Here is a 14,468-nt window from a genome sequence, read left to right on the forward strand (position 1 = left end):
ACTGAAATATAAAATCGTGCAATATTATTTTTGATTTTTTTAAGGATGTTAACTTATCCCAACTCTTTTAAATAAACAATTTTCCTATTTTTATCGATCTCTAGGATTGCAATCACCTAGCACTCTCTTTTTTTGATTAATATTTGTTATTTTTTAGCTATTACTATCATGAAATATAAGTTATAGTCATTAGATGAATCGTCAAATATCTTGTATCAGAATAAAAATTACATTTAGTCATTGATTTATTTTTTAAAGTTTTAATAGCTATATTTTATTCTAAAAATATTTTCTGCATTTATATTTTTTTATTTTTAGCGATAGCTTTATATTTTTAGATTTGTTATACTTAAGCTCATCTCTCAATGAGTAACTTCTAAAAACTATCAAAGCTTAATTGATTATATATTGTGAATCTATATAACCCAGCAAGTCAATAGGGAAAAATCTTCTCAAAAGTCGCAGACGTAACAAAATTACATCACATAAAGCATCACTGAAGAAAATAATTAGCCAAAATTGCTTTATATAGAGGGGAGAGCTATCTCTAAATAAAATGGATTAATAAAAAAAGATATGAGAGATTATTGATATATTCTCTTTTTTAATCTTTATTTTAGTCTAGTTTATGAACAAATCAGATCCGAATATAACTTTACGATTACTGCCCTTTTTTGCGGGAGTACTTGGCAGTATTCTCTTATTAATTAACCGTTTTACTACATTAACCTTAACGGCATCTCAGTCTCGTTCCGATGTTGTAGGAGTTATTCTCAATGGGGTCTTGATTTTAGTTGGGTTAATCTGGCATAAAGTTCAACCACGATCACCTGATGCTGTTACTCTTGTTGGAGAACAAGGTTTCGAATTTGCCCCCTATTTACCAGAAGAAATCAAAAAAGAACTTGCTTGGGCCTCCTATTTAGTATTAACTAATACCGTTACCAAATCTTTGGTGGTTTACTATCAGGGAGTGGTGGTGTTGAGACGAGGGATTTTAGGCATTAACTCTCAAGTAATTCCGGGCAATATTTTAGAAAAAGTTTTGGCAAGTAAAAAGCCAGTTTATCTAGTGAATTTGCCTCTTTATCCAGGACGCGTCGAGTTTGATTATCTCCCCGAAAATACTCAGGGAGTAATATGTCAACCTTTGGGAAACCAAGGGGTTTTGATTTTGGGGGCAAATGTCCCCCGCAGTTATACTAAACAGGACGAAAATTGGATCAAAGGAATCGCTGATAAATTAGCAGATACCTTACAAACCTATTTGCAATAGGTCTATATTTTTATCAACCATTTTGATTAGGGAACAGTAAAGACAAGTCAACCGCTATTTATATTCTGGGAAAATATCCGATGAACCTATCTCTTGACCCCTTATCCCAAGTCCGAACTCTATCAGATTTAAGAGGTTCTATGACTCATTCCTATCATCAAGGAAGTCATTGGCAACCGCAAGTATTGCCGGAAACATCATTTTATTATTTTGCCTATGGGTCTTGTATGTGTCCTGTAGACTTAAAACGAACTTTTGGCGAAAACACTTATCAATATGTGATGGGAAACGCTATCTTGAAAGGATACCGGTTAGGGTTCTATCGTCGTTCCCTACGGCGTAATTGTGGGGCATTGGATGTAGTTCGTGATCCCAATTTTTGTGTAGAAGGAGTTTTATATCATCTTCCTTGGCGATTTAGTGCTCGCCTTGATGCTCGAGAAGAAGTTCCCCGCAATGGATATCGTCACGAATATGTTAATGTTTATAGTGAAGGAAAACTCTATAAAAATGTGCGAACTTATGTCGTTATTGACAAACTACCTCAAGAATTAGCCCCCAATGATTGGTATTTGAATGTAGTATTGCGAGGGGCGGTTACTTGTGGTTTATCAGAAGAATATTGTTGGTGGTTATTTAACCATATGCACCAACTCCAGTTACAACAAAGTCAAGAAGTTATTCTTGCAAATTGTTCGTGAGTAAAAAACTATCTCCCAAAGTTACCTTAGTGATCGGATAATTTAGTGACATAGGCAAGGCGAGCACCCATTGTTTAGTTGTTTGTGCTCGTAGTTAGGAAAAGTTATGGCAATTAGCCGAAGAATTATAAAGTTTGGGGGACGAATTTTTTTTGTAATTAGTTTATATAAGCAAAAAGTTAATATGTTACAGGTTTCTTATAAAATCCGTTAAACCTAGAGTTTCGTAGATATATTGGTTAATAATAATGAGTTAGGACGCAAAGAATCTTTGATTAATTGAAAGACTCGATCATGTCGAGAAATATATAGATGTGAATTTATTGGTTTTGTGTATTTGCACTAGCTAATTTCCATAGAATTTATCAGTGAGGTAGCCGATTAGACAGTTTTCTTAATTTTTTATAACTAAATTACTATTCATCTCTATGAAGAATTAATAGTAATTTAGCTAATTTCGTTTGATCATACTTATAACAAGTGATTTAAACGTCAAACAGTTTATACATATCGAAGATATGTATAGTCCTTTATTTGTATTATTAGATAGACCTAAAACTTAAACAGTCTTTGCAAAATTAGTTAGAATTAAAGTCTTAAAAGGTTGCTTTTTGTTTATTAGGAGGATTAAGTAGGGTTAATTATCCTAATTGGGGGGAATAATGATATTATGTTCTTAAAACGTTTTCCTAGGAATTTAATAAAATAGTTAAATCCTATTGTTATGGTTTCTAATTCTTTTATCTTCCTTAAACTTTCTCGTCGTGCTGTCTTGAAACTTTTAGGGATTGCATTACCTGCAGCAATATTAGGCTATTCTCGTTTTAGTAAACCCCAACCTTTTATCTATCAACAAGACAGCTTAAGTTTACCTTCTCGACCAACTAAACCTAAATCTGTGGTCATAATTGGTGCAGGTTTAGCGGGATTAGCTTGTGCTTACGAATTAAGTCAACGAGGGTTTCAAGTAACTTTATTAGAGAGAGCACCCAATCTAGGAGGTAAAATTGCCAGTTGGACGGTTCAAGTAGGTAGTGAAACTTTCAAAATGGAACATGGATTTCACGGTTTTTTTCCCCAGTATTATAACCTGAATAGTATTGCTCAAGAATTATCCATTACAAATAATTTTCAATCCTTAAAGTTTTATTCTGTTGTCTTTAAAGACAATATTTATAGACCAGAAAATTTTTATCCAAGTCACTCAACTTTTCCCTGGAATATTATTGATCTTTGGTTTTGGTCTTCTAATCGTCTTCAATGGGGAATTAACTTACTAAAACCCTCTCACTGGAAAGTTTTTAAAGCTATTACAGGAGTTCAAATTCCTAAAATTTTTACCAAATTTGACAATATCTCTGTAACTGAATGGGTAAAACAAGGTTTTCCTAAAGGAATTCATGATTTATATTTTCTTCCCTTTGCTAAGGCTACTTTAAATGCACCTGATATTTTAAGTGCAGGAGAATTATTACAATTTTTCCATTTTTATTTTTTTGGGAATCCTGAAGGTTTAGCTTTTAGTGGAACTAAAGATGATATGGGAACCAGTTTAGTTCAACCTTTTATTAAAGCAATTCAAAAGAATGGGGGACAAGTTATTTCTGAAGGAATTATTAATAAAATTATCTGTAACAACGAAAAAATTATTTCTTTAACTTATCAACAGGGAAACTCTCAAACTGAAGTTCCTTTTTGGGTAGAACGTAATAATTATTTGACTAATAGTCATGTAACATACTATGGTGCAGGTGATCGGGTTTTCATTGCTACTTCAAATCATCAAGAAGCAATTTCTTTAACTTGTACTCACCAAGGTTGTACAGTAAGTAGACAAACGGATGGAACCTTTTTATGTCCCTGTCATGGAACATTATATGATGACAAAGGCAAAGTATTTGGAGGTCCTGCAAAACAAAATTTACCCCGTTATAAAATAAACCAGCAGAGGGAAACATCAATCCTGTTAATTAGTGTTTCTACTTTATCTTCAAAAAAAGATACAATGCTGGAAGCAGATTATTATGTTATGGCTACTGATGTTCCTGGAATTAAGCAGTTATGGGAGTTGATAGAAGGAGATATTAATCCAAAAGTTACTCAACAAGTAGTAACTTTAACAACAGCTGATCCGTTTGCTGTTGGACGATTTTGGTTTGACCAAGATTTTGACTGGAACTATAGTGATTTTACCTCTGTTTCGGGATATAAACTAACCGATAGTATTACTCTTTATCACCATATTCAAAATCAGTTTATTGAGTGGTCAAAACACACAGGAGGAAGTGTAATAGAATTACATGCTTATTGTTATAAGGAAAAGGATTTTCCAAATCAAGAATCTCTCTTGAGAGCGTTTGAACAGGAATTATATGAAATTGTTCCAAAATTAAAACAGGCTAACTGCTTAAATAAGGAATTGGTTAACCAGAATAATTTTTCAGGTTATCCTCCTAACAGTTATAATAATCGTCCAAAAACTACAACAGAAATTAAAAATTTATACTTTGCTGGAGATTGGGTTAAGATGCCTTTTCCTTGTAGTTTAATGGAACGTGCAGTCAGTAGTGGACTTTTGGCGGCTAATGAAATTTTACATCAAGAAGGGTTACAAAGACGTACATTGTTAACAGTTGCACCATCAGGGTTAGTTAAAATCTAGAATTTGTTATTTTTTTTATTTCTATAAAGAGAATCCATAATAATCTTTCTGGCTAATTTAATATTTAGCCTGTTTTTCCTAAAATATTAAAACTTTTCAAGGAAAATAAATCCATCTGAATAAACTCACTAATTTAATTCCAAGATTTTATTTAGCTAAAGAGAATACTCAGCATGAATAATAAAAAATAAAATATATAATCTAGACTAAACTGTCTAACAATCTAAGTTTGAGTTAAAAATAAAATTATTATTTCTATTAGTTATATCTAATAAGTTGAGTTAAACTAATAATAATTCTTCCACACTAAAGCTAATTAAAAATTATAAGACTAAGTGAAGTTTATTAACTAAAAACCAAGTATAAAAGTATAAATATGATTAAACTAAGTTAAGAATTAGTTTGAAATTTTCCTTGATTGATATCTCTATTAATTCATGATTCTATTTGAGTGTCTTGTACTAGTATATTTTGTAGATTTTTTAGCATGAGTTGATAGTTTATCCGTTTTCTTAAAAGTTATTAACATAGTGTTGTTTATTTTACGTCCGACTACTGAATTTATAGAGTTTGTAGAGATCCTTACCCGGGATATCACCAGACACCATCTCCTGAATACATGGGAAGAAGCTATAGTTGATTTAAATAGTTTTTACTTAAATTTATACCGTTCAACCTAACCTTATATCTTCCATTAAAAGGCTTTCTACAGCAAAACGGCGTTTAGGCACGAGGACTCTTATACAGAAGAGTCCTCGTGCCTAAAATAAGATTATAGTTATCTCATTCTATCCAAAATACTATACACAAATTGTTTAACCCTGTCCAATTCGCGTTTCCATAGCCATATCTGGCTATGGAAGTTATGAAGACAGTTGATTTTCTCCTAATTATTCATCTAGTGACTGCTGTTATTTTTGTTTTTCCTTTAATTGGTATTGTGTCTTATTTTTCTGGGAAAACTTATCAAAGACGTTTACAAACTTTAAATAAGAATTCGAATAAGAAAAAAAGTAAATTTTTTCTATTAGTTGGACGAGATCATGTTTTTATGGGACGTTGGTTATCAGGTTTGGTAGTTGAAGTTAGTTTGTTAGGATTAGCATATCCCATTGGGAAAAACATTATTAACAATCGACTTTGGTAAAATAATGTATTTTTCTTTCTTTTTATTTTAACAATGTTTGTAGTAACCATTGCTGCTTTGGTAATTCTTCAAAAAACACGACAGAAACATTAGCGAGGAGTTTTTGCAACTTTAACTGGAATAGGACTAATAATTTTAGGATTTAAAGATAGGGTATTCTGTCGAGATAATCAATGGTACATGTCTCATTTCTATTTTGGTATTTTAGCTGCTTTATTGCTCTAATGGTTGGCGGCGCAGTATTCACATTATTTTAAATTGTCTCACTTTGCTATTATTTATAGCGCAAAGCATAACAGGGATTAGAGATTTATTAGAAATTGGTAAATATAAACTCGGAGAATAATTTTGAACTAAATTAAGAAAAATTATTCAGGACAGAACGATTTTACGAGGTAAAAATTTAACTTAAATTCAGATATAGTTTTGGATATAAGACATTAGGTTAGATCAAAAAAACTTTGAGGTAAAAACAAAGTCATCGCACGCTTTATGAATTGTCTCAATGACTTTCTTATCTTCAATCACGCCATACATATATTATGGTCTTTGTCTCCAGAATTAAAAATTATCTCACCAGAGAAATAGATTACTTCCGGTCAAGATTTAAAAAGTAGAACAGTTTTCACTAGATTCAACATAATTTTAAACTTAACTTAAACAACAAACGTCGAATTGAGAGTCAATATGAAAGTTAAAGAGAAGTTTGGTTTTATCAATAATCTCTAAGTGAATTGTGATCTAATGACCTCATATCGACCCACATTTAAACTGTATTTTACTATTTAGTTAGGTTTTTACTAAGTTGAGCAACCATTTTTTTAGCATGTAATATCGACGGTATAAATAGAGTTTTAAGAACATAAAAAAAGATTATTTCTTATCAAGATCATAGAATTTTTCTTATAAGTACTTTACTGTGACCTTGTTAGTGCCGAATTCTGTCCCACTGACTAAATTACCACTGATTATTTTGTAATAAGACCACAAATCTCTGAAATAGTTGTGAATTTCGATGACAATTGATTAGACTAAATAGTCTGTGATCACCAATTTTTGCCGTTTATTCTTGATACTAATCAATTTAAGTGCATAATATAATTTACCTTAGAACATCACACCTTGCATCATATCTATATAAAAAATCATAAAAAAAATAGAAAATATTCTCTTTTTTGATGAAAAATTTTTTCCTGAAGCAAATAAAAAATACTACAAAAGCCAGTGGATTCTTTTAATCAAGAATCCGCACATCAATGGTACTAGTGTTAAAGTTATAATCTTTTCCTTCTAACTCAATTAACGTACCAATTTTAACTTTTTGATTTCCTAACACTGCTCCTGTCTCCGTAATTTGGGCTTCTCCTCCTAAGGTTAAAATCATATCCTTAAAAAATACTATTTCTGGTCTAGGATCGGGAAGTGCTTTAACAGATCCATCAGGTTGAGGAACTACTGTTGTACGTGGAAGGGGCTGAATCTCTTTAACATAAACTTCCCCCGCTGGTTGGTGACGAATAACAATATTAGTTTTTTTTTCGTTTTTAAATTGTTGTATCAACGACTCAGAATTGCGCACTCCTAAACCTCGAACAATAACATCAACTTCGATAGGTTTTTTTGAGGCTTGCGCGATGGTACTCACCCCTGATTTTCCAGGAACAATAAAAATACCGATAGTCACCAGGAAAATAACCAAGGCCGCACCAAGATCCAAAATGCTAATCTTAGAGAATAAACGTCCTTTAGAATCTAATAGCTTCATAAGAATATAGTCAATTTAAAGTTCAATATAGGTATAAATCAAGAATTTTTATAAAAACTTGATCTAGAATATCTAGGCTAACATGTTCCAAACCGAGGTAGTTCTACCATAGTCTTTGACTGTCTTTTACTAAGCAGACGCAACGACAGGTTGAAAGTATCCCACATTCCTTTAGGATTAATATCCTAAACAATAAGAACAAACTGTTGATTTGAATCTATGCAGAACCAATCTTCCTCTCAATCTCCCGTTTCTATTCCTTTCTCTGCTCGGAGTGCTTTCGTCAGACGCACCACCAAGGAAACCGATGTGATAGTGTCCCTAAATTTGGATGGTCAGGGAATTTGTCATGCATCAACAGGAATTCTTTTTTTAGACCATATGATTAATCAAATTGCTTCTCATGGGTTAATTGATTTAGAGATAAAGGCTACAGGAGATTTAGGAATTGATGATCACCATACTAATGAAGATGTAGGCATTACCCTCGGTCAAGCATTAGCCGAAGCGTTAGGCGATCGCAAGGGAATAAACCGTTTTGGCCATTTTATTGCCCCTTTAGATGAAGCGTTAATTCAAGTAGCTTTAGATTTTTCAGGACGGCCTCATTTAAATTATGGGTTAGAAATTCTCACCCAACGAGTAGGGACTTATGATACTCAACTAGTCCGTGAATTTTTTGTAGCATTGGTTAATCACAGCCAAATAACTCTACATATTCGTCAATTAGATGGTATTAATTCTCACCATATTATCGAGGCAACTTTTAAAGCGTTTGCGCGATCAATGCGGATGGCCTTAGAAATTGATCTTCGTCGTTCCCATGCTGTTCCTAGTTCTAAGGGAATGTTAGTTTAAGATTTTATTGCTTATCAAAAATCACTAGTGATTTTTGATAAGCAATCCCCCTTTTTAAAATGACCTGACTGCTGTTAAGTTCAAAGAAAGGTTCATCAATAATTCTTTAACGGTTGTCTTTCCATTACAACCTCGCAGGGACTAGTATTCTAAATCGGTTAAATTGACGAACTAATAATCATAATTAAGTAAACTTTTAATAGGCTAACCATAGAGATACAGATGAAGTCAAGGAATTGTGGTTAATAGTAACTTATCCTTTGACTAATCTATTTTTATTAACGATGGCCTTCCTAAAAAAATGTGTAATGGATAATATTTTATGGAGCAAGTAATTTTGTTAATCTTTTAGTATTTTCAATTAACTTTTATAATCCCTAATGTTGAAGAATATAAAAATTAATAATTTTTAAGCTAAATGTCTAAGTCAACTAAAATAAAATGTCAATATTATAATTTATTTATTATAGATTAATGTACATATAAACAATATTTTTTTTTATTAGCTTTCTCATAACTATCGTCGCTTTTATCACTTAAAAATTCATTTATTTTATAGTAGTAACTCAAAAAGTTTTTAAATCAAACAACCTTATATTTGTAGTTTTTGGGTTTATATTCTCGCAGGAAGGCGATCATTTCTTGTATTAATTTAATTTTCCAACGTTCTAATTATTCATAAAAAAACATGCAAAATTTTTCCTGGGACAATTTTTTTAGATAGGGCTTAAATTTCAACAAGGGTATTAGGTAGGTGAATATTTAAGTCCCCCCATACAATTAATCAGAATTATTTTGGTAGTTATGCGGTATCTATTGATTTTAACTACTTAAAATTAATAAATGCTTTATTGTTAGCAGCAATTTTTAATAACGTTTCTGGGCAATTTGTCAGGTTTTCTTACTAAAATCAATTCCTACAATGTCAGTATCGGGGGTCAGCATAATTAAATACTCTGTTCTTACCCCTGTTCCATACCCTACATCATAAAATACAAATGTCTTGTCTAGAAGCTTTTGTTCCTGTAACAAAGTCGTAAGCTGCAGTACAATATTACCGTCAATTATACCAAAGTGGCGGTTCATCATAATAAGAGTTTAGTAAAAAAGGGGTAGGTCTGATAAAGAAGTTAAAAAACGCAACCAACTTTCCTGAGATTACCAATAAGTCTCTTAAAGAGTAGGAAAGATGGGGTTAAAGGGAGTTGCTCTTTTACTTTTACATAGCGTTTTACTCCCATTCAATGGTTCCAGGGGGTTTAGAAGTAATGTCATAAACAACACGATTAACCCCTTTAACTTCATTTACAATGCGGTTTGAGATACTTTCAAGTAAGTCGTAGGGGACCCTAGCCCAATCGGCGGTCATCCCGTCTTCACTGGTAATCAGCCGTAAAACAATAGGATGAGCATAGGTGCGTTGATCTCCCATGACTCCTACACTTCGCACCGGTAAAAGTACAGCAAATGCTTGCCACAACTCATGATACATCCCATTTTTAGTAATTTCATCACGCACGATGAAATCTGCATCCCGCATTAAATTAAGACTTTCAGAAGTCACTTCTCCCAGGATGCGAATGGCTAACCCAGGTCCAGGAAAGGGATGACGGCGGATAATTTCTTCAGGTAAGCCTATCACCCGGCCAAGTTTACGAACTTCATCTTTAAACAGTTTCCGCAGAGGTTCTACCAATTTAAAGCGGAGATTTTTGGGAAGTCCTCCTACATTATGATGACTTTTAATTTTAACAGCTACCCGTTCCCCCGTTTTCGGATCAACATTACTGTCAGCAGATTCAATCACATCAGGGTAAAGAGTTCCCTGGGCTAGATAATCAAAAGGTCCCAGGCGATCTGACTCTTCTTCGAAAACTTGAATAAATTCGTGTCCAATGAGACGTCGTTTGGTTTCGGGATCAGTGACATCTCTAAGTTGTGCTAAAAATCGGTCTCTGGCGTTTACATACTCAACACTAATATGAAACTCCTTATTGAAGATGTCTACTAATCTTTCAGGTTCTCCTTTTCGCATAAACCCTTGATCAATGAACATACAAGTCAGTTTGTTTCCGATGGCACGATGGAGAAGAAAGGCTAAGGTAGAAGAATCTACTCCACCAGAGAGGGCTAATAAAACTCGTTTATCTTTGACTTTAGCGCGAATCTCTCGGATAGATTCGTCAATAAAGGCTTCGGTTGTCCAAGTCGGTTTACATTGACAAATATGATAGACAAAGTTGCGAATTAGGGCAATTCCCCCCACGGAATGAACAACTTCTGGGTGAAATTGAACCCCAAAAAGTTTCTTGTTATTATCGGCGATCGCAGCGCAAGGAGTATTATCGGTGTGGGCTAAAATTTCAAAGCCTTCGGGGAGTTGAGTACAGGAGTCACCATGACTCATCCACATGGTCGTACCTTCTTCAACGTTAGTAAGTAAATCTATGGGATTATCTATATGTAGGGACGCTTTGCCATATTCTCCTTTTTTTCCCCTTTCTACTTGCCCTCCCAATTGCTGAACCATAAGTTGCATTCCGTAGCAAATCCCTAGGATAGGGATACCTAGCTGAAAGACTTCGGGGTTACATTGAGGGGTGCGGCTGTCATAGACAGAATTAGGTCCTCCTGACAGAATAATTCCTTGGGGATTTAGCTGACTTATTTGTTCAACTGTAGTTCGATAAGATAGAACTTCTGAGTAAACTTCTATTTCACGAATACGACGAGCAATTAATTCTGAATATTGGGAACCAAAGTCCAGAATAACTATGATTTGGCGATTTAGGTTTTCCTTGACGGGCTTTGTTGCCAAAGTTTTTGTAGGTTGGGTTATATCAGGCGTTTGAGTAGTCACGTTTAAGGCGATTCTGTACAATAAGAACTAACAGTTGCAAGTTGCTAAAATTGACTGAAGGGTGAGCTAACAATTTGTTTGTTTTAGATGACGATAATCAAGAGTTGCATTTTGACTGTTTCAATCATTTATTCTACCATTACAAGTTGTTTCGAACCTTGATCTTAATCGAAATCGAGAGTAGTCTTTGACTTGATGTATTACGATTATCTAGTTGAAAATCATTTATTTTTTTATAGTTCGAGGCGTGCGTAATTATCGATTAAGGCAGGGGTTCCATTCTGTTTGACGGCTCCAAATCTTTGGAAATAATGGCGAATTTCTGTAGGAAATTCAGAAAAATCAAATACGTTATCTCCTTCAGCAATATCAGCCCAGAAATATTTTAAATAAGGAACTAATTTTTCAGCTTCTTTCATAGACATTTCAAAAGGTGAAGCCATCAATAATTTTATCATAAAAGGAAAAGAGCGCTCTCCAATTAGCTGACGAGACATTGTGGTTAAATTGTCCCAACCAGTAACTCTATCGACTCGATGGGATTTAATATTAAGATTAATATTTTTTTGAGATGTTCGTTCAACTTCTATAATTCGATAGGGATGAGGATAACTAACCAAAGAACCCGTCGTAATTTCGTAAATATTATTATGGTAAGCGATATCTTGAATGTGCAAATGACCGGTAAAAATAAGCTTACAACCTGTATTTTTTAATATATTTAATAATAAAGAGGCATTGTCCAACATATAGCGTTTACCTAGGGGGTTATTTGCTTGTCTTGGTAAATGTTCAATAACATTATGATGAATTATTATCAAAATTAATTGGTCTTTAAGTTGAGGAAGTAATTTTTCTAACCAGGTTAATTGTTTTTCATCTAAACAACCTAATTGTTTTCCATCTTCATTAAATTGATTAGAATTAAGGCCAATCAATTGTACCCCTGGCAAAACTTCATGAGTATAGTAACATTGATGACTATCACTGTAACCATGAGAACGATAGTACTTGGTAAACTCTCGAAAACCAATGGTGTTCTGTGTTGAATACAAGGTAGGAATATCATGGTTACCAGGAACGACATATACGGGAAAAGGTAAGAACGCCAAACGTTGTTGCAACCAAGAATGGTTATCAGGTTCCCCATCCTGAGTTAAATCTCCTGGAATTAAGAGAAAATCCAGATCAAGTTGTTCTAAATGACTAAAGACCTTTTCTATAGCTAAAATACCAATCTCTACTATAGAAAAGTGGTTGGAGTCATGCTTTATGGTGTATGGAACTGCTAAATGGGGATCACTGATAATGGCAAAGCGAAATTTCATACACTATAACGATGGTAGAATCTTGTTTTTATAGAAAAGCATAGGAGGGATTTATTTTGGGACGAGTTCGTGTTCGTCAACACGTTAATCCGCTTAGTAATAAGTATCGCCAACCAATTACACTTCCTCATTGGGAAGATATTTACGGCAACCTAGCACAATCGCTTCATTTAGATATTGGATGTGCAAGGGGAAAGTTCTTATTACAACTAGCTTCTTTGTATCCAAGGACAAACTTCTTAGGAATAGAAATTCGAGAACCGTTAGTGAAAGAAGCTAATGAACACCGCGATCGCCTAGTACTGACAAATCTTCATTTCCTATCCTGTAATATTAACCTATTTTTGAATCATTTACTTGCTTCCTTACACCCAAATGTTCTTCAATGGGTGACAATTCAATTTCCAGATCCTTGGTTTAAACATCGTCACCTAAAACGGCGGATTGTGCAACCAGAGTTGGTCGATACTTTAGCACAATATTTAGCCGATGGAGGAACAGTATTTTTACAATCTGATATAAAGATAGTTGCTCAAGAAATGGGTGAACGTTTTTTAGATCATCCTAATTTTGAAAAACAACATTCAGAAAATTGGTTATCAGGAAACCCATTTTCTATTACTACAGAGAGGGAAATCGCTTCTCTTAATAAGGGGAAATCTATTTATCGATTGTTGCTAAAAAATTCAAATAAACTAGTTTCTCTTTATTAGGTGTAGTAAAATCATTAAGCAGAATATTACAATTCTAATTTTTTCGTATATAAAAAAATTAATATTTACTTATATTGGATAAGTAACAAATAGTCTCTTAATATAATAAAAAATTTTATCATTAAAATTAATATTTTTATTTAAATATAATTAAACTTATTACTTATTAGATGATTAATTTTGATGGTGTATAAATAGCTACTTGTTATCTTATCAGTCAAGATAAAATTTATGTCCTCATTCTTAGTGAATATGTATTAAATAAAATTATATATAATAAAAAAATTAAACCTAAAATAAATAGTTATTAGGATTTTCACGAATTTATATAATGGACTTAAACTGCTTTTAAAAATTTGTTATACAGTAGACATATTAACAAAAATACCTAAAATTTTATCTCCCTAATAAATAGGGTAATAGATTAATTGAAAAATTAAATTAATTACGAAGATAAGCTGATAACTTAACTGACTTTGATTATTTTATAGAGGAAGTTTAATTGAACTAGTATTTGTCTGAAAATTTATAATACTTAATCCAGATAACCTAACAAACTTGAGTTTATAAAAATTGAAACTTTAAATCTGAAATAATTATTTTCTTTTGAAAATAAAAGTAAATAATAATAGGTTTTTTAAAATACTATCTAAGCAAAAAATAGCATAAGTAAAATAATAAATTAATCAATATAAATCGAATACTTATTGTTCAAAATAATTAAGTTGTATTATACTATTTGAGGTCAATCAACATAAATTACTTTAAATAAAGTAATACAAAAACATAATTTAAGTGGATAAATTTATCAAAATAAGTGAAAAATATATTATTTTAAGTTATTTAAATAAGGTTTAAATAATAGATAATTAAACACGGTTTATTATATAACATAAATTATTATTATTTAATTTATATAAATAATGTTAAACTTATTTAATTTAAATTAACTTTAAGGATGATTAAAAAATAAGTGGCTTGATTTAAACAATTAATAATTTACAACGTGCTATTGCTAATTTTAAAAATGAATATTATAGCTAATAAGCCCAACATTGACTATACCATAATTGATATAAGTACTCATCTAGTAGTAATTAGCTAAAACTTGTTGATGACCAATAATTTTTTGTTATTTTTCTTATTGAAGAGGCCATT

General features: G+C 32.3%; 11 protein-coding genes. 7 read left to right on the forward strand and 4 right to left on the reverse strand.

Translation table 11 applies throughout. The annotated features are described in order from the left end of the window. Window positions 1-628: 628 nt before the first annotated feature. From ETSB_RS06220 to ETSB_RS10670, 5 genes are all read left to right on the forward strand, one after another. The gene (locus ETSB_RS06220) at window positions 629-1,276 is read left to right on the forward strand and encodes a cofactor assembly of complex C subunit B (RefSeq protein WP_044106948.1); all 648 of its coding nucleotides are present in this window, start codon (window positions 629-631) and stop codon (window positions 1,274-1,276) included. 140 nt (window positions 1,277-1,416) lie between these two features. Then, complete coding sequence (locus ETSB_RS06225) at window positions 1,417-1,977, forward strand: gamma-glutamylcyclotransferase (RefSeq protein ID WP_044107664.1); 561 nt, start codon at window positions 1,417-1,419, stop codon at window positions 1,975-1,977. A 724-nt stretch (window positions 1,978-2,701) separates the two neighbouring features. Next, on the forward strand, window positions 2,702-4,639 hold the full coding sequence (locus tag ETSB_RS06230) for an FAD-dependent oxidoreductase (protein ID WP_044106949.1): 1,938 nt from the start codon (window positions 2,702-2,704) through the stop codon (window positions 4,637-4,639). 865 nt (window positions 4,640-5,504) lie between these two features. Continuing rightward, window positions 5,505-5,786, forward strand: a complete 282-nt coding sequence (locus ETSB_RS10665) for a DUF4079 family protein (RefSeq protein WP_332403804.1) — start codon at window positions 5,505-5,507, stop codon at window positions 5,784-5,786. Window positions 5,787-6,054: 268 nt separating this feature from the next. Further along, the gene (locus ETSB_RS10670; protein ID WP_332403821.1) at window positions 6,055-6,132 is read left to right on the forward strand and encodes a hypothetical protein; all 78 of its coding nucleotides are present in this window, start codon (window positions 6,055-6,057) and stop codon (window positions 6,130-6,132) included. Between the two features lie 888 nt (window positions 6,133-7,020). Here the strand turns inward: ETSB_RS10670 and ETSB_RS06240 are convergent. Continuing rightward, complete coding sequence (locus tag ETSB_RS06240) at window positions 7,021-7,551, reverse strand: DUF4330 domain-containing protein (RefSeq protein WP_044106950.1); 531 nt, start codon at window positions 7,549-7,551, stop codon at window positions 7,021-7,023. Between the two features lie 219 nt (window positions 7,552-7,770). Here ETSB_RS06240 and hisB point away from each other — a divergent pair, with 219 nt between their 5' ends. Continuing rightward, window positions 7,771-8,409 (forward strand): imidazoleglycerol-phosphate dehydratase HisB, encoded by a 639-nt coding sequence (gene hisB / locus ETSB_RS06245; RefSeq protein ID WP_044106952.1) that lies wholly within the window; start codon window positions 7,771-7,773, stop codon window positions 8,407-8,409. A gap of 891 nt (window positions 8,410-9,300) precedes the next feature. Here the strand turns inward: hisB and ETSB_RS08900 are convergent. The 3 genes from ETSB_RS08900 to ETSB_RS06260 form a co-directional block, all read right to left on the reverse strand. Continuing rightward, complete coding sequence (locus ETSB_RS08900) at window positions 9,301-9,498, reverse strand: class I SAM-dependent methyltransferase (protein WP_052470639.1); 198 nt, start codon at window positions 9,496-9,498, stop codon at window positions 9,301-9,303. 142 nt (window positions 9,499-9,640) lie between these two features. After that, on the reverse strand, window positions 9,641-11,248 hold the full coding sequence (gene guaA / locus ETSB_RS06255) for a glutamine-hydrolyzing GMP synthase (RefSeq protein WP_269764000.1): 1,608 nt from the start codon (window positions 11,246-11,248) through the stop codon (window positions 9,641-9,643). Window positions 11,249-11,502: 254 nt separating this feature from the next. After that, complete coding sequence (locus ETSB_RS06260) at window positions 11,503-12,597, reverse strand: metallophosphoesterase family protein (RefSeq protein WP_044106954.1); 1,095 nt, start codon at window positions 12,595-12,597, stop codon at window positions 11,503-11,505. Window positions 12,598-12,653: 56 nt separating this feature from the next. Between ETSB_RS06260 and trmB the strand changes: the two genes are divergently transcribed. Next, the gene (gene trmB, locus ETSB_RS06265; protein ID WP_044106955.1) at window positions 12,654-13,310 is read left to right on the forward strand and encodes a tRNA (guanosine(46)-N7)-methyltransferase TrmB; all 657 of its coding nucleotides are present in this window, start codon (window positions 12,654-12,656) and stop codon (window positions 13,308-13,310) included. Window positions 13,311-14,468: the final 1,158 nt, after the last annotated feature.

The organism is cyanobacterium endosymbiont of Epithemia turgida isolate EtSB Lake Yunoko (assembly GCF_000829235.1).
Taxonomy (GTDB): domain Bacteria; phylum Cyanobacteriota; class Cyanobacteriia; order Cyanobacteriales; family Microcystaceae; genus Rippkaea.

Coding starts and splice junctions, on each gene's coding strand:
- ETSB_RS06225 (WP_044107664.1), top strand. CDS start 1,417: ATGACTCATTCCTATCATCAAGGAAGTCATTGGCAACCGCAAGTATTG.
- ETSB_RS08900 (WP_052470639.1), bottom strand. CDS start 9,498: ATGATGAACCGCCACTTTGGTATAATTGACGGTAATATTGTACTGCAG.
- ETSB_RS06220 (WP_044106948.1), top strand. CDS start 629: ATGAACAAATCAGATCCGAATATAACTTTACGATTACTGCCCTTTTTT.
- ETSB_RS06240 (WP_044106950.1), bottom strand. CDS start 7,551: ATGAAGCTATTAGATTCTAAAGGACGTTTATTCTCTAAGATTAGCATT.
- hisB (WP_044106952.1), top strand. CDS start 7,771: ATGCAGAACCAATCTTCCTCTCAATCTCCCGTTTCTATTCCTTTCTCT.
- ETSB_RS06230 (WP_044106949.1), top strand. CDS start 2,702: ATGGTTTCTAATTCTTTTATCTTCCTTAAACTTTCTCGTCGTGCTGTC.
- ETSB_RS10665 (WP_332403804.1), top strand. CDS start 5,505: ATGAAGACAGTTGATTTTCTCCTAATTATTCATCTAGTGACTGCTGTT.
- ETSB_RS06260 (WP_044106954.1), bottom strand. CDS start 12,597: ATGAAATTTCGCTTTGCCATTATCAGTGATCCCCATTTAGCAGTTCCA.